Raw genomic sequence first — 24,525 nt, forward strand, 5'->3', positions numbered from 1 at the left:
ACAATCCTGTGGTTCAGCCGAGGCTGGGAAACGCGGAGACGTCGTCGGGGGTGCCGACCGCGCCGGCCGAGGCCCCGGCGGCGATGCGCTTGACGAGGCCGGTGAGCACCTTGCCGGTGCCGACCTCCGTGAACTGGTCGACCCCCGCCGCCGCCATGGCGGCGACGCTCTCGCGCCAGCGCACGGTGCCGGTGACCTGGGCCACCAGGGCTTCGCGAATCGCGGCCGGATCGGAGATCGGGGCGGCGAGCACGTTGGCGTAGACCGGGACCACGGGGGTGTGCATGGCGACCTCGGACAGCGCCGCGCGCATGGCCTCCGCCGCCGGCGCCATCAGCGCGCAGTGGAACGGCGCCGAGACGTTGAGCATGACCGCGCGCTTGATCCCGCGCGCCTGCGCCAGGGCGACCGCGCGCTCCACCGCCGCCTTGGCGCCGGAGAGCACGACCTGTCCGCCCCCATTGTCGTTGGCGACCTCGCAGACCGCGCCCTCGGCGGCCTCGGCCGCGATGCCCCGCGCGGTCTCGGGATCGGCGCCGATCAGCGCCGCCATGGCGCCGGCGCCGGGGGCCACCGCGTCCTGCATGGCGGTGCCGCGAATCCGCAGGAGCCGGGCGGCGTCGGCGATGGAGAAGGTGCCGGCGGCGGCCAGGGCCGTGTACTCGCCGAGCGAATGGCCGGCGACGCAGGCCGCGTCGCGCTTCAGGTCGAGGCCGCGCTCGGCCTCCAGGACGCGGAGCGCCGCCAGGCTCGCGGCCATCAGGGCCGGCTGGGCGTTGGCGGTGAGGGTGAGTTCCTCCACCGGACCCTCGAACATCAGGCGCGAGAGCGGCTGGTTCAGGGCGTCGTCCACCTCCGCGAACACGTCGCGGGCCTGGTGGAAGTGCTCGGCGAGCGCCCGGCCCATGCCGACCGCCTGGCTGCCCTGGCCGGGGAAGATGCACGCGCGCGCCATGGGATATCCTCCTCAAGCCGGGTCAGCCCCGGGAAGGGCGGCGCAGTCGCACCGCCCGCCACCTGTGTCAACATGGCACCGGCGCCGGTCAGCCCTCGTTGAAGAAGTCCACGGTGCCGTTGTCGAGGCTGTAGGAGGCGCCGATCACCCGCAGCTTGCCGGCCTTGAGGGGATCGAGCAGGGCCGGCTCGGAGGCCGAGCGCAGGCGCTCCACCACCCGGTTGACGTTGGCGCGCACGCAGTTCTCCACGAAGTCGCCCGGCTTGTCGCGCTGGCTGAGCACCGCCGGGACGATCGGCTCGATCATCCGGCCGATGGAACCCGGATAGACGGTGTTGTTCTTCACCACGTCGACGGCGGCCTCCACCGCGCCGCAGCGGCTGTGGCCCATCACCAGCACCAGGGGCACCCCGAGCTGCGAGACCGCGTATTCGATGGAGCCGAGCGCCGCCGTATCCACGCAGTTGCCGGCGTTGCGCACGATGAAGAGCTCGCCGAGGCCGCGCCCGAACAGGATCTCCGGCGAGACGCGCGAATCGGAGCAGCTCACCAGCACCACGAACGGCGTCTGGCCGAGCGCGATCTCGATCCGGCGCTCGCGGCCCTGGACCGCCCGGACCGGGCTGTCGGTGTGGTAGAGGCGGTTGCCCTCCTTGAGGGCTTCCAGCGCCTGGTCGGCGGACAGGGTGGTCTTCTTGGAGGACGGGCTCGCCGCGAAGGCCAGATCCGGCAGGGCCGTCGCGGCGAAGCACGCGGCCCCGAGTGTGCACCCGCAGCCGAGCAGGCTGCGACGGCTGAGCATCGTGGTCATGGTCCGGTCTCCCCCTTGGCCGAATCGTTTCCCCGATCCGGATTTGCTCCCTTATAACCGCGCCGCCCGGCCGTCGCAGGGGCATTTGGCGCCGTGCGCGCCCGGGATTGCGGGTGGATCTCGCACGTGTGCCGGATGATGCAGGGCCGCGCGCAGCATGATGCAACACCGCGCGCCGCTTGTTGCCCGTCGTGAAGGCGTGTATGACGCGGGTTGAACCCCGAAATTCCGTCCGAGGAAGGAGCCGTCCGCCATGGCTCGCGTCACCGTTGAAGACTGCATCGACAAGGTCGAGAACCGCTTCGAGCTGGTCCTGCTCGCCAGCCATCGGGCTCGCCTGCTCGCCGCCGGCGCGCCGCTGACCATCGACCGCGACCGCGACAAGAACCCCGTCTGCGCCCTGCGCGAGATCGGCGACGAGACGATCACGGCGGACGACCTCAAGGAACAGCTCATCCATTCGATGCAGAAATACGTCGAAGTCGATGAGCCGGAAGCGGAAACCGTCCCGCTGCTTTCCAGCTCGCCGGCCGCCGCCGCCGTCGCCCCGCAATCCTCCAGCGACGACAGCGCCGTGCAGTTCGACCGCATGAGCGAGGAAGACCTGCTGCGCGGCCTCGAGAACCTGGCGCCGCCCACCGAGACGGACGACGAGGCCGAGTAGGCTCCGTCCCCGCGCATCCGCGTCGAAAACCCGGCCCCGCGCCGGGTTTTTTTTCGTCCCGCCTCCCGGATTTCCGCATCCTGCGACGCCTTGGGGCTGGCGTGCCCGCGTGCAATGCGGGACACATCGCTGCATCACGCCCCATGCCGGGCGCGCTCAAGCGTGGAAGGGTCCCTCGGCGGATGATGCGCCAATACGAGCTTGTCGAGCGGGTCAAGCGCTACAATCCCGCGGCGGACGAGGCCCTGCTCAACCGCGCCTATGTCTACGCAATGCGCGCGCACGGCACACAGAAGCGGGCCTCAGGCGATCCCTTCTTCGCTCATCCCCTTGAAGTCGCAGCGATTCTCACCGATCTCCGCCTCGACGACGCGACCATCGTAGCGGCGGTGCTGCACGATACGGTGGAAGATACGGCCGCCACCCTCGACGAGATTCGCGAGATCTTCAGCCCTGAAATCGGTGCGCTGGTCGACGGCCTGACCAAGCTGAAACGTCTCGATCTTGTTTCGAAGCGGGCAGCCCAGGGCGAGAACTTCCGGAAGCTTCTCTTGGCGGTCGCGGCAGACGTTCGCGTGCTTCTCGTAAAGCTCGCCGACCGCCTGCATAACATGCGCACCCTCCACCACATGCGCGTCGACAAGCGCGAGCGCATCGCCCAGGAAACCCTGGATATCTATGCTCCGCTCGCAGGCCGAATGGGCATGCAAGAGCTACGTGAGGAACTCGAAGATCTTGCGTTGCGCAATCTCAAACCTGAGATTTACGCCACCATTGCCCAGCGCCTCTCCGATCTCTCAGCGAAGTCCGAGCGGCTGGTTGAAAGTATCGAGCAGGATCTCACCGCAAAACTCTCGGCCCAGGGGATTAAAGCAGTCGTCACGGGGCGGCAGAAGCGGCCCTACTCAATCTCTGCCAAGATGGAACGGAAATCCGTCGCCTTCGAGCAATTATCGGACATCTTCGGATTCCGGGTCGTGGTGGAGACGCTTTCCGATTGCTACGGCGCCCTCGGCGTCGTCCACACGAGCTGGCCGATGGTTCCAGGGCGCTACAAGGATTACATTTCAACGCCGAAGCAGAACGATTATCGCTCGATCCATACGACGGTGATCGGACCGAAGAGCCAGCGCGTCGAACTCCAGATCCGCACGGCTGCGATGGACGAAATCGCCGAGTACGGTATCGCCGCGCATGCCCACTACAAGGAAAGCGGCGGAAAGGACGAGATCGGTGGTGGTCATCCGCGCCTTGCCACCGAAAGCGGGGCCTATCAATGGCTCCGCCGTACGATCGAACTGCTTGCGGAGGGCGATAGTCCGGAAGAGTTCCTCGAGCACACGAAACTCGAACTCTTTCAGGATCAGGTGTTCTGCTTCACGCCCAAGGGCCGGCTGATTGCCCTGCCCCGTGGGGCCACGCCGATCGACTTCGCCTATGCGGTTCACACCGACGTCGGCAATTCAGCAGTCGGCGTAAAGATCAATGGACGCATGGCGCCCCTGTTGCATGAACTCGTGAACGGTGACGAGGTCGAGATCGCGCGCTCGGACGGCGCGTCCCCGCCGGCAGCTTGGGAATCGTTAGTCGTCACCGGTAAGGCGCGCTCCGCGATCCGCCGGGCGACGCGCTCGGCCGTCCGGCGTCAATATGCTGGCCTCGGGCGCCAGATCCTCGATCGGGCCTTCGAGAGAGCTGCGAAAAGCTTCTCGGACGACAAACTGCGGGGCGCACTGCCTCGCCTCGCCCGCCAGAGTACCGAAGACGTCTTCGCGGCCGTTGGCCGGGGTGAAATGTTCTCGGGCGACGTCGTACGAGCGGTCTATCCCGATCACAAGGACGAACGCCGCGGAGCCCCGGCTCCCCTGCCGCAACCGGCCTCGGGCGACGGGGCGGGCCGCTTGAGCCTCGCCAAAGATCAGACGATGCGCCTGACCTTTCCTGACGGTCGAGCCTCCGATCTTGGACGCGCGGATGGTATCCCGATCCGTGGGCTCGACGGCGATCTGCCGGTCAGCTTTGCACCGAATGGCGGTGCGGTCCCCGGCGATCGGATCGTCGGCATTCTGACTCCCGGGATCGGTGTCACGATCTATCCGATCCAGTCGGCCGCTCTGGCTGCCTTCGACAACGAACCCGACCGGTGGCTTGATGTACGATGGGACGTGGAGGCAGGGACGAGCGAGCGTTTCCCAGCGCGTCTCGCGCTGCAGTCCATCAACGAACCTGGCGTGCTCGCGCAGATCGCCCAAGTCATCGCGGATCACGACGGTAACATCGACAATGTTTCCATGAAGCGGAAAACTCAGGATTTTACGCAGATCGTCATCGATCTTTCCGTCTGGGACCTCAAGCACCTCAATGCCATCATCGCGGAGTTGCGCGGCAAAAGAACCGTCAACAAAGTCGAGCGAGTCAACGGGTAAGCAGTGGCGCGTGGCATGCAGATGTCGTCGCGAGATACAACATTCAGGTGTCTCGCCGACCGTTCTGCATTCAACTACTGCCTACCAAGCTGCTACGCAGGATAAGACTGATTAAAAATCTTGAGCTCAGCGCGCAAGCGATTTGCGATGCATTACCGGATTCCTGAACGCTGGACCCAGTAAACTCGGGAGGGGCAAGTTGGGATATTTACCTTAGGTTGAAATAAAGGCAAAACGCAGGATTAGACTTGACTTTCTTTCGATTATGCCTGAGTAAATCATCTTCTTTTCTTCATCCGTCTTTCTTTTGCGAATTTACGGCACGCGGGAAATTCCCGACCCGCCCATTCAATACTCAGGTCGAGAGAGTGTAAAGCTCAGACAATAGACCCATTGATAATGGATTGCCGGTGAATGTTGCGAAATAAGGCCTTTTAGAATATTGGGTTCCGTAATGAGCGCACACCAACGTAGCGCCCTCTTTATCGATGGGGCAAACCTTTACTCTGCAACGAAGGCTCTTGGAGCTGACATCGACTATCGAAGGCTTCTCAAAGAATTTCAGTCGCGAGATCAGCTCGTTCGCGCTTTTTACTACACGGCCATCGTAGAGGATCAGGAATATTCTTCGATTCGGCCGCTGATTGACTGGCTGGACTACAATGGATTCTGCGTTGTCACGAAACCTGCCAAGGAATTCGTCGACTCCATGGGTCGCCGGAAGGTCAAGGGTAACATGGATATCGAGCTCGCGATCGACGCGCTCGAACTTGCGCCGCGCATCGACCACATGGTGCTGTTCTCCGGCGATGGAGATTTCCGGTCTCTCGTGGAGGCCATGCAGCGGCGCGGCGTCCGAGTCACCGTCGTATCCACCATACAAACCCAACCTGCGATGATCGCCGACGATCTCCGGCGTCAGGCCGACGAGTTCATTGACCTCGCTCATCTCCTTGGACGCATTGGTCGCGACGCGGGTGAGCGCGCGGTGCGCAACCAGGACGCACGGGGGCCCGACACCCGAGGGCAAGCGGACACACCGACGCGCTCGCGCGGCGAGACACCGGAACGGTCCGCTCGACCGAGCGCGGCACTTGAGAGCCGTTACGGTATCCGCCAGGATGAGGTCGCACCGGACGCATAACGCGCGCCTCGCGCCAATCTAGCGGTTCGCCCGGCTCATCCACGACGATGTGCAGCCCGTCTTCGCGTCGGTATCACCCGATCAGCCTCTCTCAAGGCTGATCGGTCGGACCTACCAGCGTCGAACGCTAGCCCCGGTCTCGCAGGATACGCGCACGGTCGCGCTGCCAGTCCCGCTCTTTGGCGGTCTCACGCTTGTCGTGAAGCTTCTTACCCCGTCCAAGTCCAAGTTCGATCTTGGCGCGCCCACGCTCATTGAAATAGATCTTCAGCGGAACCACCGTGAAGCCTTCCCGCTGGGTGGCGCCGATCAACTTGTTGATCTGCTTGCGATGAAGCAGCAGACGGCGGGGGCGCTTCGTTTCATGATTGAAACGGTTCGCCTCCACGTATTCGGGGATGTAGGCATTGAAGAGCATCAGGTCGGTACCGGATGGCCCGGCATAGGCCTCGCCGATCGTCGCCTTCCCTTTGCGCAGGGATTTGACCTCGGTCCCCGTTAGGGCGAGCCCGGCCTCAAGCGTATCCGTGATCTCGTAATGGTAGCGGGCGGCGCGGTTATCGGCGACGACGCGGCGGTTCGATTCAGGTTTGGGAGCCATCACAACGTCGGGTCAGGCCGACCGCGACAGCGCGACCGGGCCGAGGGATATGGTTCGTCGCGCTTCGCTTTGCCAGATGTGGTCAGGCGTCGAGCAGCCCGGCATGACGCAGCGCCGCGTCTACCAGGGCCTTCGTCTCGTCGCTTACCGTCAGCAAGGGCAGACGGACTTCATCCGTCATCAGGCCAAGCCGAGCGAGCGCGTATTTCGCCGGGGACGGGTTCGGTTCCACGAACATGCTGGCGTGCAGGGGCAGCAGCCGGTCCTGGATCTGCAGGGCCTTGGCGTAATCGCCCCGCAGCGTCGCCTCCTGCAGATCTGCGCTGAGCCGGGGCGCCACGTTCGAGACGACGGAGATGCAGCCGCAGCCTCCATGCGCATTGAACCCGAGCGCCGTCGCATCTTCGCCTGAAAGCTGGACGAACTCTTCGCCCATGGCTTGGCGCTGCAGACTGACCCGGTCAAGCTTGGCCGTGGCGTCCTTTACCCCGGCGATATTCTTGAGCTCATACAAGCGTGCCATCGTTTCGACGCTCATATCGACGATGGAACGTCCTGGGATGTTGTAGAGGATGATCGGAATGCCGATGGCATCGTTCACGGCCTTGAAATGCGCGTAGAGCCCGGCCTGCGTCGGCTTGTTGTAGTAGGGCGTGACCACCAGCACGGCGTTCGCTCCCGCCCTCTCGGCATGTCGGGCACGCTCGACGGCTTCGGCGGTGGAATTCGATCCGGCACCGGCGATCACCGGCACGCGGCCCGCGGCCTCCTCAATGCAGATCTCGACGACGCGATCATGCTCCGCGTGACTCAGCGTCGGGCTCTCGCCGGTCGTTCCGGTGGGGACGAGACCATGGATGCCTTGCGCGATCTGCCAGTTCACGAACTTGCGAAAGGCGGCTTCGTCGAAGGCACCGTCCTTGAACGGGGTCACGAGGGCGGATATCGCGCCGCGGAGGCGTCGGGTGGAGGTCTCGGTCATCCTGGCGTTCCCAGCCGTCGGTCTTGTCATGCACCGGTTGTCCGGCAGCGGCACCGCTTCGCGCGGATGGGCAGACATAGGCCCTCGCCCGCACCGGCGCAAACGCTCCTTTCACGGGGTTAATGCCTTCTTAATGCCCTCTGGGTGAGCTTGTTCATGCCCTCCGGGCGAGCTTGGGGGCCTGTCCGCATACGACGGGACTGGAAGAACCATGGTGTTCTCGACGCAGCACGCGACCCTGATGCTGGTCCTCGCCCTCGCCTCGGCGGGCTCCGTCCTCGCGGCCTCCTCCGGCCCGGGAACGGACGCTCCGACGCTCCGTCCCGCGAGTGACGCAGTGGCGCCGTCCGCTGCCCTGCCCGAGTCGCGGATTGCGGATCCAGTCGCGGCGGATGCCCTCAAGATCGAGGCCAAAGCCCCCGAGACCGTGCCGAGCCAGGGCCTGCCGGCTGCGCTGCCCGCCTCGGCCAAAGCTTATGCCTCCGCCGATCCGGAGGCGGGGATCGCATTTCCGCTGCCGGATGCCGCCGTCTCTCCCGTAGCGCCGGTGCCGGAAGTGCCTGATCCATCGCGCGCGGCGCAGGTCGCGCCCGGCATCGATCTTCCGGCGCTGCGTCAAGCGATCGATGCCTATCGCAAGGGACGGGTCAGCGAGGGGGATCGCCTGCGCGACGGCTTCAAGGATCCGGCTGCCCGCGCACTGCTCGAATGGGTGGCGATCCGCGCTGGCGCGGGGATCGGTTTCGAACGAACAGTCGCCTTCACGCGCAGCAATCCCGATTGGCCGGCGGGGCCTCTGCTCCGTCGCCGGGCGGAGGAGGCGCTGCTCACCGAGCGCAGGAATGCCGCGACGGTCCGCGCCTTCTTCGCTGCCTCCAAGCCCGCCAGCGCTCCGGGTAAGTTCGCCTTGGCCCTCGCTCTCAAGTCCGATGGTTTGGACGAGGATGCCGCCGCGCTTGTGCGCGATCTCTGGCGTTCGGAAACTTTCGGGCGCGGTCTGGAAAGCCGGGTGACCGATGCCTTTCCGGGGCTGCTCACCCGGATCGATCATCGCTACCGGATGGAGCGCGCACTCCTGAAGGAGGATTACGAGACGGCCGGTCGGGCCGCCGCCTCGGCAGGCGGCAGCTACGCCACCCTCGTGCGGGCGCGGCGGGCCGTCGAGGATAAGAGTGCCGCGGCTCCTGCCGCCCTCAACGCGGTGCCCCCATCTCTGCGGAGCGACTCCTCCTACATCCTCTCCCGCGCCCAGCACTTGCGCCGCCAGGATAAGTTCGTGGAGGCGGCGGCCCTACTCGCCATGGCGCCGTCGAACCCCGACGTCCTTGTCGATGGCGATGAGTGGTGGGTGGAACGCCGGATCGTGGCGCGCAAGCTCGTCGACGCCAACGATCCTGCGACAGCCTACGCGGTGGCGAGCGCGCACAGCGCCCGCACGGTGGAGAAGCGGATCGAGGCGGAATTCCACGCCGGCTGGATCGCCCTGCGTTTCCAGGAGGATGCCGCCAAGGCCACGCGCCATTTCGCAGAAGCCGGGCGTATCGCCGAGACCCCGATCTCATTAGCGCGGGCCGCGTACTGGCAAGGCCGCGCCGCCGAGGCCCTGGGGCAGACCGATGAAACCAGGGCCTTCTACGAGCGGGCGGCGCTTCAACCCATTGCCTATTATGGACAATTGGCGCGGGCCAAGCTCGGGCGCTCCAGCCTGTCCCTGCGCAGCATCCCGGAACTCGATGCAATCCGGCAGGCCGCCTTCGATCAGAGACTCTACGTTCGCGCCTTGAAGATGCTCGAGGCGGCGGCCCTGAAGGACCTTGCGCTTCCGCTCTATATCGACGCCGCCAACCGCCTGACCGACGCGGCCGAGATCGATGCGCTCGGCAATGTCGCGGCGGAGCAGCGCAACGCTCGGGCGCTCGTCGCCATCGGTAAAATCGCCGTACAGCGCGGCCTGCCCCTCGACGCCCACGCCTACCCCACGATCGGGATTCCGACCTATGAAGCCTCCTCGGCGGTGCCGCTGGTTGAGAAGGCGATGGTCTTCGCGATCGCGCGCCAGGAGAGCCAGTTCGATCCTCAGGCGCAGTCGAGCGTCGGCGCACGCGGGCTGATGCAGATGATGCCGGCCACCGCTCAGCGTACGGCCCGCCGGGTCAGCGCCAGCTTCGATCAGGACCGGCTGACCGGAGATCCCGCCTACAACGCCCGCCTCGGCCAGGCGCATCTCGGCGAACTCATGGAAGATTGGCGTGGCTCGTACATCCTCGCCTTCGCCTCGTACAATGCCGGCGGCGGCAACGTGAAGAAATGGATCGATGCCTACGGCGATCCCCGTAAAGGCGGCGTCGATCCGATCGATTGGGTCGAGCGCATCCCCTTTACCGAGACGCGCAACTATGTGCAGCGGGTGATGGAGAACCTGCAGGTCTATCGCAATCGCCTGGATGGAAAGAGCGCCCTTCTGATCGAAGGCGACTTGCAGCGCGGCGCCCGATGACGGAACCCGAGGGCGTGGCCGGGCCGCGCCTCGGGCGCTACCTTGGTTGCACACGCTGCTCCCAACGGATCCACCATGACGCAAGCTGCCATCACCGCCGCCATTCTCGTGATCGGTGACGAGATCCTGTCCGGGCGCACCAAGGACAAGAACATCGGCACCATCGCCGATTACTGCACGGCGATCGGGATCGATCTCCGGGAGGTGCGTATCGTACCGGATGAGGCGGACCGGATCGTTGCGGCGGTCAACGCCTTGCGAAATGACCACACCTACCTCTTCACCACGGGCGGCATCGGGCCGACACACGACGACATCACCGCCGATAGCGTGGCTGCCGCCTTCGGTGTGAGCATCGACGTCGACCCCCGCGCCCGGGCGATGCTGCTGGAGCGCCATAAGCCCGAGGACCTCAACGAGGCGCGCCTGCGCATGGCGCGCATACCGGCCAGCGCCGACCTGATCCCGAACCCGGTCTCGAAGGCGCCCGGGTTCCGCATCGGCAACGTGTTCGTGATGGCCGGCGTCCCGGCGATCATGCAGGCGATGCTCGATCAGATCGGGCCGACGCTGACCACCGGGGCCAAGGTCCTCTCGGAGACCATCGAGGCGGGAAACCTTCCGGAGGGGACCTATGCGGGCGGGCTCGCAACGATCGCGAGGGCACACGAGGCGGTTTCGATCGGTTCTTATCCGTCGATGACGCCGAACGGATTCGCCAATCGCGTCGTCGTCCGCGGCAAGGATCCCGAGGAAGTCACCAGGGCGCGGGATGCGGTCGTCGCTCTGCTGGATGCCTTGCGCGAGGGCGCTGACGCCTGATCCAGGCCAGTATCGCCCACGGTTTTCTGTCAGGTACGGGAGAGTGGGATGGCAGAAGGGCCTGAACAGGGGGACGATGAACGGCGCCGAAGCATTGCCGAGGTAGGCCGACCGGGTGCTTTCGTCCTGCACGAGGCGATCCGACTGGAAGGCGACGAGGAGCTGCGCCGTCACGGGGGCGCACTCCTGGTCTCGGCCGTTGCTGCGGGCCTGACCATGGGGTTCTCCCTAATCGTACCCGGTGTGCTCAAGGCGCACCTGCCGGATGCGACATGGACCAGCCTGGTGACCAGCCTCGGCTACGCAACCGGCTTCCTCATCGTGGTTCTGGGTCGTCAGCAGCTTTTCACCGAGAACACGGTGACGCCGATTCTGCCGCTGCTGCACGACCGGACGATGAAGACCCTGCGGCGCGTGCTGCGCCTCTGGGGCATCGTCCTGGCCGGTAACATCGCCGCTACCGCCGCCATCGCAGCCGTCCTGTCCCACTCGGAGGCATTTGAGCCGAACATCCGGGACGCCTTTGCGCAGATCGGCCGCCATGCGGTAGGTTCGGCCTTCGGCACGACCGTCATCAAGGCGGTCTTCGCAGGTTGGCTCATTGCCCTGATGGTCTGGATGCTGCCCGCCACGGGCGCGACCGCGCCCTTCGTGATCGTCCTGATCACTTGGCTCGTCTCGATGTGCGACCTGTCGCACATCGTCGCCGGGTCAGTCGACGCGTTCTACCTCGTCTTTATTGGCGAGGTGACGATGCTCGATTACGTTTGGCGCTTCTTCCTACCGACCCTGATCGGCAACGTCTTCGGAGGCACGGCCCTCGTGGCCGTTCTGAACTTTGGTCAAGTTGCACCGGAGGTCGAGCAGCAGAAGGTTTCGGATGGCGAGGCGTGACGCCACCCGCCCGCTTTGAGAAGGACGGCGGATCCGGTTCTCGACTCGGACACGCCGATCCCCCCTGACGGCTCCGAAGCGTTCGGTCTTCGGATGATAAGCGGCACCAGGGCTCCAGAGTGCCCGATGCTGTCCCTCAGGCGCGCGCGACGGTCCTTCCCTTGATCGCGGCGGCCAGGGCCTTCAGGTTTCGGTTGAGGTCGGCGATCTCGTTCAGGGCGATCGTCTTGTGCCCATCCTTGACCGCGCGCTCGATGTCGCTGACCTGATCGGTGGCCATGCGCTTCAGTTCGGCGGCGAGTTGGTCCCGTGTCATCGTCGCTCCCGTCACGGCTGGAGAATGTCGCCTATCGGAATAGCGCAGCATGCTTAAGCCTCCGTTCCCACGGGCGTCGCGGAGGCCGTAGGCGAAAGTCGGAACGGCAGCCGCTTGTGCTGCATCTCGGTACGCCCTGGGACGCTTCGGCGGACGGGTGTGGCTTGGCGGGCATAGTCCGTAAGCCAAACCCCAGGTAGCGTGGCCGAAATTCTGGACATGGGATACGAAACCCGATGATCGCAAAGTCAATCCTGGGCGGCCTGGCCTCGTTGGTCGCCATCGGCGCGGCCTCCGCCGCCGATCTGCCGCGCCGCCAGGCACCCCCGCCGGTCTTTACGCCGGTACCGGTCTTCACCTGGACGGGCTTCTACCTTGGCACGCACAGCTCCTACGCGTTCAGCGACCGTCAGAACATCCGCAACACAGGCAACGAGCTGGGCACGCAGACCGCGATCGCCGCCAATCGGTTCCCGCTGAATGTCCGTTCTGAACAGGACGGAATCGGCAATGTGGGCGGCGGCATCGGCTATAATTACCAGTTCACCCCGGGCGCCGGCTTCGTGGTCGGCGTGAACGCGGACGTGACCTGGACTGACATCAGCAAGCGCTACGGCACGCTCGGTTCGCTCAACGAGTCGGCAACCTTCCGCCAGCGCCTCGACTACCTCGGCACCGTCCAGGGTCGCCTCGGCTACGCGTTCGACCGGTTTCTCGTCTACGGGACCGGCGGCTTCGCCTACGGCAGCGTCGACTACCGCTCGAACTTCTTCAACAGCGCCGGCGTCCTGGCCTATAGCGGCCGGTACAACGAGATGGAGACCGGCTACGCCTATGGCGGCGGCATCGAGTACGCCATCCCGACCGACAGCTTCCTGAACCGCTTCAACTTCATCGGTGGCCTCATCGGTGCCAGCGCCATCACGTTGAAGGCCGAGTACCTCCATTACGACCTCGGCAGCCGCAGCGTTCAGGTCAACAACCTGAGTGTCCCGCTGTCCACCGGCTCCTACACCTCGCGCTTCGAGACCCAGGGCAATATCATCAAGGCCGGCTTCAACTATAAGTTCGGCAGTCTCTAAGGCGAAAGGCGTCGGCATCCATTCGGGTGCCGACGGGTAAGATACGAAGAAGCCCTGCTCGCGCGAGCAGGGCTTCTTTTATTTCAACGAACGCCTGGTCGAGCCGCGTCCGAAGCGCCCTCAAGTCCGCCAGGGATGAGCAGGCAGTTCAGTGGATCCGATCGAGCTGGCTCCGGCCAGCGCCACGGCATGGTCGTTCTCCACCGTCGAGCCGCTGACGCCGATGGCGCCGGACATCTCTCCGTCCTTGTCTACGATGGGAATACCGCCCGGGAAGGTGATCAGCCCGTCATTCGAATGCTCGATGCCGTAGAGTGGGCCGCCGGGCTGCGAGAGCCCGCCGATCTGTCCGGTCATCATGCCGAAGAACACGGAGGTCTTGGCCTTCTTCTGTGCGATGTCGATGGAGCCGACCCAGGCGCCGTCCATCCGGTAGAAGGCCTTCAGGTTGCCCCCCGAATCCACGACGGCGATACACATCTGGGTGTCGAGTTCCACGGCCTTGGCTCGAGCTGCTTCGATGGCTTTGTGTGCGTCTTCGATGGTCACGTGCATGGTCAAACCTCCCTAGAGAGCCAGAGATAAACTTAGGTAAGCCGGAGCGTTGCGTATCGCTAACGAGCGACAGCCCGAATCAGTGCCGGTTTGTTTGCGGTCGCGCTACACTCATAAAATTGGCCGCCTCCGGGGAGGCGGCTGAGTCAGGTCTCAGATCGAATCGATGCGGCCGCGGCTCAGTTCGACGCCATGGCGTTGGCCTTCTCGATCAGCGCTTCGGCCATCCGGATCGAAGCGATGTCGATGAGGCGGCCGTCGAGGGAAACGGCGCCCTTGCCGGCCTTGGCTGCGTCTTCCATGGCCGCCAGGATGCGGCGAGCCTTCTCCACTTCGGCCGCGGAGGGGGTGAACACCTCGTTGGCCAGTTCGATCTGGCTCGGGTGGATCGCCCATTTGCCCTCGAAGCCGAGGGCGGCGCAGCGGCGGGCAGCGGAGGTGTACCCGTCCGGATCGGAGAAATCGCCGAACGGACCGTCGATCGGGCGCAGGCCGTAGGCGCGGCAGGCGACCATCATGCGGGCCTGGGCGAACAACCAGGGATCCTGCCAGTGAATCTCGCGGTTGCCGGCCTCGTCCTTGTCGGTCAGAATCGAGTAGTCCTTGTTCACGCCGCCGATGACGGTCGAGCGGGCGCGGGTGGAGGCGGCGTAGTCCGCCACGCCGAAAGACATGGCCTCCAGGCGCTTGGAGGAGGTGGCGATCGCCTCGACATTGGCCATGCCGAGCGCGGTCTCGATCAGTACCTCGAATCCGATCTTCTTCTCGCGCTTCTTCGCCTGCTCGATCTGCGTCACCATCACGTCGATGGCGTAGACGTCGGCCGGCACACCGACCTTGGGGATCAGGATCATGTCGAGGCGCGGACAAGCCTCGACGATGTCGACCACGTCGCGATACATGTAGTGCGTATCGAGACCATTGATGCGGATCATCATGGTCTTGTTGCCCCAGTCGATCTCGTTGAGCGCCTGGATGATGTTCTTGCGGGCCTGCTCCTTGTCGTCCGGCGCAACGGCATCCTCGAGATCGAGGAAGATCACATCGGCTTTCGAGGCCGCCGACTTCTCCATGAAGGTTGGGTTGGAGCCGGGGACCGCGAGTTCCGAGCGGTGGAGGCGCGGGGTCGCCTGCTGGATCAGGGTAAAGCTCATTGGGGATCCTTCCTGTTGGATTGTGTCTGAACGTCCATGAGGCCCGAAGGTCGAGCCAGCATACCGGTCGCAGCGCGTTTTCGCGCTCGACCGGGCAGCTCAGCGGCCGCCCGGTACCCTGACGAATTCGTCAACCCGTCGCGCCGAAGCCGACGGCGATGCAGTTGATCGAGAGCAGCAGGGCGGACTTCACCGCCTCGCGCTGGTCTTCGTCCTCTTCCGAGCGGAAGCGGCGCAGCAGTTCCACCTGCTCGCGGCTGACCTGATTGATGGTCGGCAGACGTCCGTTGAGGCGATCGCGGAACAGGGGAAAGCGCTCGGCGAGTTCGCGGTCACCGCTGACCCGCAGGGCCATCTCGCGGGTCAAGGCATACTCCGCCTCGATCAGCGGGAAGATGCTATCGCGGGCACCCGCGTCGGGGACGAGGCTCGCGTAATCACGGGCGATCTCGAGATCGACCATGAGAAGCGTCTTCTCGACTTCATCGAGGATGAGCCGGAACGGCTTCGATTCCGCGAACAGGCGCTTCAATTGCGCCTCACCCTGCGCACCGCGCACGTCGAGGAAGCTCTTGAGGCCCGACCCTACGCCGTACCAGCCCGTGATGACATGCCGGTTCTGCGACCAGGCGAAAACCCACGGGATCGCCCGTAGGTCGGAGAGCGAGCGAGCCCCAAAGCGGCGGGCTGGGCGTGAGCCGATATTCAGCAGCGCGATCTCGTCAAGCGGGCTCGCGGCGCCGAAATAGGTCACGAGGTCGGGATGCTGGATGAGATTCACGTAGGCCGCCCGCGATGCGCCTGACAGGGCTTCGAGGCAGTCGTCGAACTCGTTGCGCGGGGTCTTGGCAGCCTCGCGCTCGGACTTCAGGGCATGCTCGAACACGGAGGAAGCAAGCAACTCCATCTGGTAGGCCGCCGTACCCCGGTTGGCGTATTTGAACGAGACAACCTCGCCCTGCTCCGTGGTTCGGAAGCGGCCGTTGATCGAGCCTGGCGGCTGTGCCGCGATGGCCCGCGCCGTCGGCGCGCCGCCGCGGCTCACCGAGCCACCGCGCCCGTGGAAGAACGCGATCGGCACGCCCGATGCCTTGCCGAGCTGAGTCAGCTTGTCCTGCGCCTTGTACAGCTCCCAATTCGAGGCGACGAAGCCGCCGTCCTTGTTCGAATCCGAGTAGCCGATCATCACCTCCTGCACGCCGCCCTGCCAGCGGGTCGAGCGGCGCACCACGGGAATCGAGAACAATTCCTTCATGATCGCAGGGGCGGCGCGCAGATCATCGATGGTTTCGAACAGCGGCACGATCGGCAGACAGCAGATCTCGGTGCCGGCGGCATCGAGGAAGTTGCCCGTCTCCTTGGCAAGCAGATAGGCGCCGAGGATGTCCTGCACGGAGCGGGTCATCGAGAGGACGAAGGAGCCGAAGGCCTCGCGGTCGAGCTGCTCGCGCATCTCGCCGACCAGAGCGAAGGTGTCCAGGGTCTCGCGGGCGTCGTCGGGCAGGGATTCGAAGCTGCGCTCCCGGGCGCGAGGCTTGGCCAGTTCGCCAAGGAGCCATGCCTTCCACTCCGCCGAATCGATGTCGGGCGGCGTTCGGTTCTGGCCATGGGCCTGTTGCCACAGGGCGTGCAGCGTCTTCGTGGTGCGGGTGGTGTTCTCGCGCAGATCCAGGCGGACGGTGGAGAAGCGGAAGATCTCGACCATGCGCCGAACCGGCCGCACGAGGTCGATGGCGAGGGAGGGGCATTTCGCGTCCGTGAGCCCCTGTTCCAGGACCCGCAGATCGTTGATGAGGCCATCCGCACTCGGGTAGTCCGGCCCCGTGGGACGCTGACCCTTGTTACGTAGGATCGTCGCTTCGAGCTTGCGGAGGATACAGGTGAGGAACTGGCGATAGGCCTCCCCCGGATTCCGGCTGGCGATGGCGCGGCTATCCCCACTCTCGGTGAGCATCTGCGCCAATTCAGCCTTGAAGGTCGGCGGCACGGGTAGGGAACGTTCGGTGAGCGAGAGCGTGCGGCCAAGGGCCGTGACACCATCCCGGTAGCGCCGCAGCGAAGCGAGCGCGTTGCGCTGCAGGGTGGCCCGGGTGACGGAAGAGGTCACGTAGGGATTGCCGTCGCGGTCGCCGCCGATCCAGGATCCGAACTGGAAGAACGGCGGTACCTCGAACTTCTCGTCCGGGTAATACTGCGCCAGGCTCTCCTCAAGAGAGTAGAGCACTTCGGGCAGCATCTCGAACAGCGTTTCGTCGAAGAAGTGCAGGCCCCAGGCGACTTCGCGTTCGACGGTGGCCTTCTCCAGATGGAGTTCACCGGTCATCCAGACGAGCTCGATCTGGTCGCGCAGTTCGTTCATGAGGCCGTTGCGCTCGCGCTCAGTCCAGCGCGGCAGCTCGAGCTCGCGCAGCACGAGGTAGATGCGACGGAACTTCTCCAGCACCGTAACCCGCTTACCCTCGGTGGGATGCGCCGTGATCGTCGGCCGGATGCGCAGATCCTTGAGGAGCGCGTGGATCTCCGGCGCCTTGATGCCGAACGCCGCCGCATCCGCCAGGACGGCACTGAAGCTTCCTCCCAAGGCTTCCCGGCCCTTGGTGCGCTCCACCTGCCGGCGGCGGCGCATTGCTGCATTCTGCTCGGCAATGGACAGGAGCTGGAACCAGATTCCCTGGACCTGCAACGCGCGGGCGAGGAGCTCCGGTGAGAACTCCGAGATGTTGGCGCGGCCATGCAGGACGTCTTCCAGTTCCGGCTCGTGCCGGCGAGCGACCGCGAGCAGGGCATGGAACAGGATATCGAGCGCTTCCTTCGACGACGTGCCCGTGATGACGGGGGGTGCGAAGGTCTGGTCGATGGCTCCGACCGGAGCATGAAGGGTATCCGTCATCGAAGGTGACCTTGATGAAAGTTTCAGCCGATCGACCGCGACGGAGGCGGGCGATGGAAGGGCGATCGCCTCGTTTGAAAGAGGCAAGCCGCCGGAACGATTGAGTGTCGGGTTGCAGAGCAGACTTGTATGCACCGCCCTCTCTCCTCTGCGGCTGAGGGTGGCCCGTTGAGCGGGTCGGGTGAGGGAAGCACGCTGTCCGCAGTGGTCGCCCTCTCTCCCGGTCGCTCCGCGACCACCCTCCCCCGCAGCGAAGGAGGGATTTTGGCACTTACGCCGCGAGCTTGCGCATCACCTGTGCTACGGTCGAGCCGAACTCGCCGGGGCTCGGCGCCACGGTCAGCCCATACGAGCGCATGATCTCCGCCTTCTCGGCGGCCGAGTCGCCGGTCGCCGAGATGATCGCGCCGGCATGTCCCATGCGGCGGCCCTTCGGAGCCGTGAGGCCTGCGACGAAGCCCACCACCGGCTTCGACATGTTCTCCTTGATCCAGGCCGAGGCTTCCGCCTCCTGCGGACCGCCGATCTCGCCGATCATCAGCACGGCCCGGGTCTCCGGGTCCTGCTCGAACAGGGCCAGGTGGTCGAGGAAGGACGAGCCGTTGATGGGGTCTCCGCCGATGCCCACCGAGGTCGAGATGCCGATGCCCTCAGCCTTCATCTGCGCGGCAGCCTCGTAGCCGAGCGTGCCGGAACGCGAGATCACGCCGACATTCCCCTGGAGGTAGATGTGGCCGGGCATGATGCCGAGCATCGACTTGCCCGGCGAGATGATGCCGGCGCAGTTCGGGCCCACCACCATGGTGCGCTTTTCTTTCGGGTAGCGGCGGAGATACCGCTTCACCCGCATCATGTCCTGGGCCGGGATGCCATCGGTGATCGAGCAGATCAGAGCGAGGCCCGCATCGGCGCCTTCCATGATGGCGTCGGCCGCGAAGGGCGGGGCCACGAAGGTGATGGAAGTCGTGGCGCCGGTAGCCTCGACGGCCTCCTTGACGGTGTTGAACACCGGCACCCCGAGATGGGTCTTGCCACCCTTGCCGGGTGTGACGCCGCCGACCACGTTGGAGCCGTACTCCATCATCTCCTTGGCGTGGAAGGTGCCCTTGTCGCCTGTGATGCCCTGAATGAGAATCGGGGTCTTCTCGTCGATCAGAATGCTCATCGCGTATCCTCCCCTTCGCTCAGCGGTTGGTCTTGGCGGCGGCGCAGGCTTCGACAGCCTTGGCGGCCGCATCCGACAGGCTGTCGGCGGTGATGAGGTCGAGGCCGCTCTCGGCCAGGATCTTCTGGCCAGCCTCCACATTCGTGCCGGCCAGCCGGACGATGAGGGGCACATCGATCTTCACCTCCCGCGCCGCCTGAATCACCCCTTGGGCGACCCAGTCACAGCGGTTGATGCCGGCGAAGATGTTGACGAGAATCGCCTTCACATTGCGGTCAGAGAGCACGAGGCGGAAGGCTGTCGCGACCCGGTCCGGCGAGGCGCCGCCGCCGACATCGAGGAAGTTCGCGGGCTCACCGCCCGCGTGCTTGATCATGTCCATGGTCGCCATGGCGAGCCCTGCGCCGTTGACGATGCAGCCGATCTCACCTTCGAGGCCGATATAGGAGAGGTTGTGTTCGGCGGCCTGGGCCTCGCGCGGATCGCCCTGCGAGGGATCGTGCATGTCGGCGATGTTGCGCCGGCGGAACATGGCGTTGTCGTCGAAGGACATCTTGGCGTCCAGCGCCAGCACCCGGTCGTCCTTGGTGACGACGAGGGGATTGATCTCCAGCATGGTGCCGTCGCAATCGCGGAACGCCCGGTAGGCGTTCATGATCGTCTTTACGGCGGCCGAAACCTGCTTGATGTTCAGCCCGAGCCGGAACGCGATCTCGCGGGCCTGAAATTGCTGAAGCCCCACCGCCGGCTCGACAACCACCTGGATCAGGGCCTCGGGCTCGTTGGCGGCGATCTCCTCGATATCCATGCCGCCGCGCTGGGACGCGATGACTCGGACGCGCTCGGCCTTCCGGTCGAGGACATAGCCGAGGTAGAGTTCCCGCTCGAACGGATCGGCAGTCTCGACGTAAACTCGCTGGACAGGCTTGCCCTCGGGCCCGGTCTGAATGGTCACCAGGCGCTTGCCGAGCAGGTCCTTGGCCGCGTCGCGGACCTCGTTGTAGGTTCGGCAGAGCTTGATCCCGCCGGCCTTGCCGCGGGCACCGGCATGAATCTGCGCCTTGACGGCCCAGAACGATCCTCCGAGCTCGGTCGCCGCGTAGACGGCCTGATCGGCGCTGAAGGCGACAGCGCCCTTCGGAACGGCCACGCCGAAGCCGGCGAGCAGCTCCTTGGCCTGGTACTCGTGCACGTCCATGGGCGTTCTCCTCGACGTTTCTTCCCTTGGCGCGACTGTCTCGTAAATTTCACTTCACGGAAAGTGCTTCGCCACTTATATTTTTTTATAGTCTCTTCCAGTCCGTCTTGAAGGTCAGCAGACTGTATTCATTTTGCAGGAGAGCTGCCCCGATGGCGTCGGTAACAGCTCTCGGTCTTTCAGATCTTGCCCATGTCTTGCCCCGGTTATCCGGGGCGTGGGCTTCAGTTCACCTTGGCCTTGACGACCTCATAGACCGCTTCGTTGAGCGGTCCGGCCGAACCGAGCAGAGTCTCGAGTTCGCGCAGGCGCTCGTCGGCGAAGGCGCGGTCGTCGAGCCCTTTGGCGTTGACATAGACGTTGAGCGCTGCGCTGCGCAGGCCGGCATGGGCCGAAAGGACCGCGACGCCGGCATCCGAGATGACGTTGAGGTTGCCCTTGTCGGCCACCGCCTGAGACAGATCGATGACCTTGCGGCAGGCCCGACAGCAGGCGAGCGGCACGTCGGTGGCGATCTTCAATGCCGCCTGGATCCGGTCGGCACGGGCCGCCTTCTCCTCGTCCGTGGCCTTGGGCAGCCCATAGGCCCCCATCACCGCGTCAAAGGCCGCGACATCGTCGGCGATCATTCCGGTGAGTTCGGCGCGCAGTGCCTCGGATTGCCCGAGGATCTCACGCAATTCGCCCTCGACCTCGACGTACTTCTTCTTCCCGATGGTGAGGTTGCACACCATGCTGAGGAGGGCGGCGCCCATGGCGCCGGAGATGGCGGCGGCACCACCCCCACCAGGGGTGGGGGCCGCGCTGGCCAGACCGTCGAGGAAGGTCTGAAGGGTATCCTGGGCTGGATTCTCCTTGGCCATGTCGGTCAGGCCATCTTCTTGGCGAGGGCGTAGATCGCCTCGGCATCGAGAACCTGCTCCGTGCTGTCGAAGAGCTGCCCGACGCAGGCCCGGTGGAGCTTCAGCTTCAGCCCGCCGATACCCAGCGCGCCGAAGACCTTCTTGCCGTGACGCTCCTTGGCCTTGTCCATGGCCTCGATACCGCCGAAGCCGAGTGGCGGCTGCGCGTTGTAATCCGCCACAAATTCGATGCTGGCCTCGTCCTTCCAGGCGTCCTCGGGCAGAAGCTCGAGACCGATGGCGCCGGCCGAGAACACGATGTTCTGGCCCCTGACGATCGCGGCACGCGAGGCTGCATCCGGCGTCTCGGCCGCCTTGATATTCACCTTAAAGCGCGCGTTGATCTGGTCGGCGGCAGCCTGCGCCTTGTCGAGCGATCGGCCACAGAGCGTCACCTCGGCACCCTCCTGGGCAAGGAGCGCGGCCGAACGCATGCCGACCGGTCCGGTTCCGGCGAGCACGACGGCCTTCTTGCCCTGGAGCGAGCCGGCCGACTTCTGGACCAGCGCGACGCCAGCGGCAGCCGTGGTATTGGACCCGTTCGAATCCAACATGATCGAGACGCGGAACGGACCGAAGAAGCGCTTCTTCACCGCCTCGAACACCGCTTCGCCAGCCGCCATGCTGCCGCCGCCCACGAAGATCGCGGTGGACTTCTTCTCAGAGCCGCCGCGCGTGTAGATGGTGCCATCGACCAGCGCACCAACATTCTCCGGCGTAACGTTGCCGTAGCCGGTGATGTGATCCGCGCCGCCATCGTAGCCGACGACCACGTCGAACACGCTCGGGACGGTGTCGGTGTCGAATTGGAACAGCAGCTTTTTCATTGTTCTTGATCCCTGTCGGTCCCGCGCTTGGCGCGGCTGGTCGTTCTCAGTCTCAAATGGCGGATCGCGGCTCTTACGCGTCACCGTCGCGGGAAACAGTGAGTAGGCTTTGCCAAGCTCGTAAGCTTGAGGATCGCCCGATCACTCCGACCCACGATCCCCCCGTGAGGGGAAGTCCGCCAAGCATCACACCACGTTCTGCGGCTTGCCCGCGACGTACGCCTCGACATTGTCCACGAGCTGGTCGGCCAGGATCTGCATGGCCTCCTTGCTCGCCCAGGCGACGTGGGGCGTCACGATGAGATTAGGCAGATCGAGTTCGCACAGGATGTTGCCGTTCTTCGGGGGCTCGTTGACCACCACGTCGAAGCCCGCGCCGCCGATGGTGCCCGCTTTCAGGGCTTCGGCCAGGGCTTCTTCGTCCACGAGGCCACCGCGGGCGGTATTGATCAGGATCGCATGCCGCTTCATCTTCGCGAGCTCGTCGCGCCCGATCATGTTGCGGGTCTCGGGCGTCAGGGGTGCGTGCAGCGTGATGACGTCGGAGTCGCGCAGGATGGTCTCGAAATCAACGAGGCCTTCCTGGGGAAACACGTCGTAGGCGATGACCTTCATGCCCAGCGCTTCCGCCCGCTTGGCGATCGACTTGCCGAGCGCTCCGTAGCCGACGATACCGAGCGTCGAGCCGGCGATGTCATGGATCGGATAGTCGAAGTAGCAGAACTGGGTGGACTTCGCCCAATCGCCCCGGCGCACCGAGTTGGCATAAGGAACGATGGCGCGTCGCAGCGCGAACATCAGGCCGATCACGTGCTCGGGCACGGTATTGAAGGCATAGCCGCGAATGTTGACGACGGTGATGCCCTGGGCCTTGGCGGCCTCCTTGTCGACGACATCCGTTCCGGTCGCGGCCACCGCGATGAGCTTGAGGTCGGGCAACTGCTTGAGCGTCTCGGCCCGCATCGGCACCTTGTTGATCAGGGCGATCTCGGCGCCCTGCAGGCGTTCGACGATCTCCTCGGGCGTCCAGGTCGATTCGTGCTCGACGTAATCGTGCGGGAAGCTGAAGGGGCGGACCTTGGCGTCCAGGGACTCGCGGTCGAGGAACACGATCTTCTTCGTCATGGAATCCTCTGGCCGATCCGGCCGGGTCACGGGTAGGGTCGTGGGGTGTCACGGGGCGGGCTCGCCCGCCCCGTCACCGAAACGTCAGGCCTTCGCCAGCGGGTTCTCGCGCAGGTAGCTCGAGGCCGCGGCGACGCCGGAGCCGGGCTGCACCTTCACGCCGTTGTCGAGGAGCGACATCTCTGCGCCCGCGATGGCGCCGAGCAGAGACAGCTCGTTCATGTCACCCACGTGGCCGATGCGGAACACCTTGCCGGCCACCTGGCTCAGGCCGGCGCCGAGGGCGAGGTTGTAGCGCACATAGGCGTGCTTGATGATGGCGGCAGCATCGACGCCCTCCGGAACGACGATCGCCGTGACGGTATCGGAGTTCCACTTCGGCTCCTTAGCGCAGGTCTTCAGTTCCCAGGCGGCCACGGCCTGGCGGGTCGCCTCGCCGAGCACGTGATGGCGATGGAAGACGTTCTCCAGACCCTCTTCCTTCAAGCAGGCGAGGGCTTCGCGCAGACCGTAGAGCAGCGGCAGCGACGGGGTGTAGGGGAAGTAGCCGCTCGGGTTCTGCTTCTGGTGGTCAGCCCAGTCGAAGTAGACATGCGCGAGGCGGTCGTTCTGACCCGATGAGGTATCGGCTGCCTTCAGCGCCTTCGGGCTGACGCAGATCACGCCGAGGCCGGCGGGGAGCATCAGGCCTTTCTGTGAACCCGCAATCGCGCAATCGACCTTCCACTCGTCCATTTTGAACGGCAGCGAGCCGATGGAGGAGACGCCGTCCACGAACAGGAGCGCCGGGTGACCGGCGGCGTCGATGGCCTTGCGCACGGCGCCGACATCGCTGGTGACGCCGGTGGCGGTCTCGTTGTGGACCACCATCACGGCCTTGATCTCGTGGTTCTTGTCAGCCCGCAGGGCCTCGCCGATCCGCTCAGGATTGGCCCCGGTGCCCCACTCTTCGTCCTGCACGACGACTTCCAGGCCGAGGCGCTGGGCCATGTCGATCCAGAGATGGCTGAACTGGCCGAAGCGTGAGGCCAGGACCTTGTCACCGCGCGAAAGCGTATTCGTCAGGGCCGATTCCCAGATGCCCGTGCCGGACGCCGGAAACAGGAAGATGGTGCCGTCCGTCGAACCGTAGACAGCCTTGCTTTCCTCGAAGAGCGGCTTCGTCAGCGCAGGAAAGTCCACCGAGCGGTGATCCTCGGACTGGACGATCATCGCGCGCATCACGCGATCCGGGATGTTCGTCGGGCCCGGAACGAAGAGGTGGTTCCGGCCGGGACGTCGCGTTGCCGCCATGATGTGTTCTCCGTGTTTGACAATGCGCCCGCGGACTAGGTTCGCGCGGCGGCACAGATGCGTCGATGGGTGGGGCGAACCGCGCGGACCGGCCCGAGTCGAATCGGGATGTCCTTGGCGGCTGCGGGTTAGATGAATCGCGGGACGATCGCGTTGGCGCTCAGCATTCAGACGGATGCCGGAGGGATGTCCGCCGGCGCCGAAGGTCTACCTTCAACGCCG

At 65.1% G+C, this 24,525-nt stretch carries 21 protein-coding genes; 7 read left to right on the forward strand and 14 right to left on the reverse strand.

The features are described 5' to 3' along the window. Positions 1–13 precede the first annotated feature (13 nt). Together fabD and OF380_RS02245 are read right to left on the reverse strand one after the other, a co-directional pair. A complete protein-coding gene (fabD, locus tag OF380_RS02240) occupies positions 14–955 on the reverse strand; it encodes an ACP S-malonyltransferase (RefSeq protein WP_264049171.1) in 942 nt (313 codons plus the stop codon). Positions 956–1,043: 88 nt separating this feature from the next. Next, entirely contained in the window at positions 1,044–1,766 is a 723-nt protein-coding gene (locus tag OF380_RS02245; RefSeq protein ID WP_264049172.1) for a carbonic anhydrase, read from the reverse strand. Positions 1,767–2,019: 253 nt separating this feature from the next. Between OF380_RS02245 and rpoZ the strand changes: the two genes are divergently transcribed. From rpoZ to OF380_RS02260, 3 genes are all read left to right on the forward strand, one after another. After that, positions 2,020–2,430, forward strand: a complete 411-nt coding sequence (gene rpoZ, locus OF380_RS02250; RefSeq protein ID WP_238279753.1) for a DNA-directed RNA polymerase subunit omega — start codon at positions 2,020–2,022, stop codon at positions 2,428–2,430. Positions 2,431–2,612: 182 nt separating this feature from the next. After that, positions 2,613–4,856 (forward strand): RelA/SpoT family protein, encoded by a 2,244-nt coding sequence (locus OF380_RS02255; protein ID WP_264049173.1) that lies wholly within the window; start codon positions 2,613–2,615, stop codon positions 4,854–4,856. A gap of 454 nt (positions 4,857–5,310) precedes the next feature. Beyond that, a complete protein-coding gene (locus OF380_RS02260) occupies positions 5,311–6,000 on the forward strand; it encodes a LabA-like NYN domain-containing protein (RefSeq protein WP_264049174.1) in 690 nt (229 codons plus the stop codon). 127 nt (positions 6,001–6,127) lie between these two features. On the opposite strand, the gene smpB is transcribed toward OF380_RS02260, so the two are convergent. Both smpB and dapA read right to left on the reverse strand, forming a co-directional pair. Next, positions 6,128–6,601, reverse strand: a complete 474-nt coding sequence (smpB, locus tag OF380_RS02265) for an SsrA-binding protein SmpB (RefSeq protein ID WP_264049175.1) — start codon at positions 6,599–6,601, stop codon at positions 6,128–6,130. 82 nt (positions 6,602–6,683) lie between these two features. Then, the gene (gene dapA, locus OF380_RS02270; RefSeq protein WP_264049176.1) at positions 6,684–7,583 is read right to left on the reverse strand and encodes a 4-hydroxy-tetrahydrodipicolinate synthase; all 900 of its coding nucleotides are present in this window, start codon (positions 7,581–7,583) and stop codon (positions 6,684–6,686) included. 211 nt (positions 7,584–7,794) lie between these two features. Between dapA and OF380_RS02275 the strand changes: the two genes are divergently transcribed. The 3 genes from OF380_RS02275 to OF380_RS02285 all read left to right on the forward strand — a co-directional run bounded on the left by OF380_RS02275 (position 7,795) and on the right by OF380_RS02285 (position 11,796). Beyond that, entirely contained in the window at positions 7,795–10,080 is a 2,286-nt protein-coding gene (locus OF380_RS02275) for a transglycosylase SLT domain-containing protein (protein WP_404810525.1), read from the forward strand. A 75-nt stretch (positions 10,081–10,155) separates the two neighbouring features. After that, a complete protein-coding gene (locus tag OF380_RS02280) occupies positions 10,156–10,902 on the forward strand; it encodes a competence/damage-inducible protein A (protein ID WP_264049178.1) in 747 nt (248 codons plus the stop codon). A gap of 48 nt (positions 10,903–10,950) precedes the next feature. Continuing rightward, positions 10,951–11,796: a formate/nitrite transporter family protein gene (locus OF380_RS02285; RefSeq protein ID WP_264049179.1), complete on the forward strand. Its 846-nt coding sequence runs from the start codon at positions 10,951–10,953 to the stop codon at positions 11,794–11,796. 136 nt (positions 11,797–11,932) lie between these two features. Here the strand turns inward: OF380_RS02285 and OF380_RS02290 are convergent, their stop codons facing one another. Continuing rightward, positions 11,933–12,112, reverse strand: coding sequence for a hypothetical protein (locus OF380_RS02290; protein WP_264049180.1), 180 nt, complete (start codon positions 12,110–12,112; stop codon positions 11,933–11,935). 236 nt (positions 12,113–12,348) lie between these two features. Here OF380_RS02290 and OF380_RS02295 point away from each other — a divergent pair, with 236 nt between their 5' ends. Beyond that, positions 12,349–13,194 carry an outer membrane protein gene (locus tag OF380_RS02295; protein ID WP_264049182.1) on the forward strand — a complete coding sequence of 282 codons (846 nt, stop codon included), beginning with the start codon at positions 12,349–12,351 and terminating at the stop codon, positions 13,192–13,194. 120 nt (positions 13,195–13,314) lie between these two features. On the opposite strand, the gene OF380_RS02300 is transcribed toward OF380_RS02295, so the two are convergent. From OF380_RS02300 to OF380_RS02340, 9 genes are all read right to left on the reverse strand, one after another. Further along, positions 13,315–13,749, reverse strand: a complete 435-nt coding sequence (locus tag OF380_RS02300) for a GlcG/HbpS family heme-binding protein (protein WP_264049183.1) — start codon at positions 13,747–13,749, stop codon at positions 13,315–13,317. A gap of 179 nt (positions 13,750–13,928) precedes the next feature. Further along, positions 13,929–14,903: an HpcH/HpaI aldolase/citrate lyase family protein gene (locus OF380_RS02305; RefSeq protein ID WP_264049184.1), complete on the reverse strand. Its 975-nt coding sequence runs from the start codon at positions 14,901–14,903 to the stop codon at positions 13,929–13,931. A 130-nt stretch (positions 14,904–15,033) separates the two neighbouring features. Continuing rightward, entirely contained in the window at positions 15,034–17,793 is a 2,760-nt protein-coding gene (locus OF380_RS02310; RefSeq protein WP_264049185.1) for a phosphoenolpyruvate carboxylase, read from the reverse strand. A gap of 271 nt (positions 17,794–18,064) precedes the next feature. Beyond that, positions 18,065–18,958 (reverse strand): succinate--CoA ligase subunit alpha, encoded by an 894-nt coding sequence (gene sucD, locus OF380_RS02315; protein ID WP_264049186.1) that lies wholly within the window; start codon positions 18,956–18,958, stop codon positions 18,065–18,067. Positions 18,959–18,977: 19 nt separating this feature from the next. After that, a complete protein-coding gene (locus OF380_RS02320) occupies positions 18,978–20,156 on the reverse strand; it encodes a malate--CoA ligase subunit beta (RefSeq protein ID WP_264049187.1) in 1,179 nt (392 codons plus the stop codon). Between the two features lie 224 nt (positions 20,157–20,380). After that, the gene (fchA, locus tag OF380_RS02325; protein ID WP_264049188.1) at positions 20,381–21,019 is read right to left on the reverse strand and encodes a methenyltetrahydrofolate cyclohydrolase; all 639 of its coding nucleotides are present in this window, start codon (positions 21,017–21,019) and stop codon (positions 20,381–20,383) included. A 5-nt stretch (positions 21,020–21,024) separates the two neighbouring features. Beyond that, entirely contained in the window at positions 21,025–21,885 is an 861-nt protein-coding gene (locus OF380_RS02330; RefSeq protein WP_264049189.1) for an NADP-dependent methylenetetrahydromethanopterin/methylenetetrahydrofolate dehydrogenase, read from the reverse strand. 186 nt (positions 21,886–22,071) lie between these two features. Next, the gene (locus OF380_RS02335; protein ID WP_264049190.1) at positions 22,072–23,010 is read right to left on the reverse strand and encodes a D-2-hydroxyacid dehydrogenase; all 939 of its coding nucleotides are present in this window, start codon (positions 23,008–23,010) and stop codon (positions 22,072–22,074) included. 84 nt (positions 23,011–23,094) lie between these two features. Next, positions 23,095–24,303 (reverse strand): aminotransferase class V-fold PLP-dependent enzyme, encoded by a 1,209-nt coding sequence (locus OF380_RS02340; RefSeq protein ID WP_264049191.1) that lies wholly within the window; start codon positions 24,301–24,303, stop codon positions 23,095–23,097. Positions 24,304–24,525: the final 222 nt, after the last annotated feature.

It is taken from the genome of Methylobacterium sp. FF17 (genome assembly GCF_025813715.1).
In the GTDB taxonomy this organism is placed as follows: Bacteria; Pseudomonadota; Alphaproteobacteria; order Rhizobiales; family Beijerinckiaceae; genus Methylobacterium; species Methylobacterium flocculans.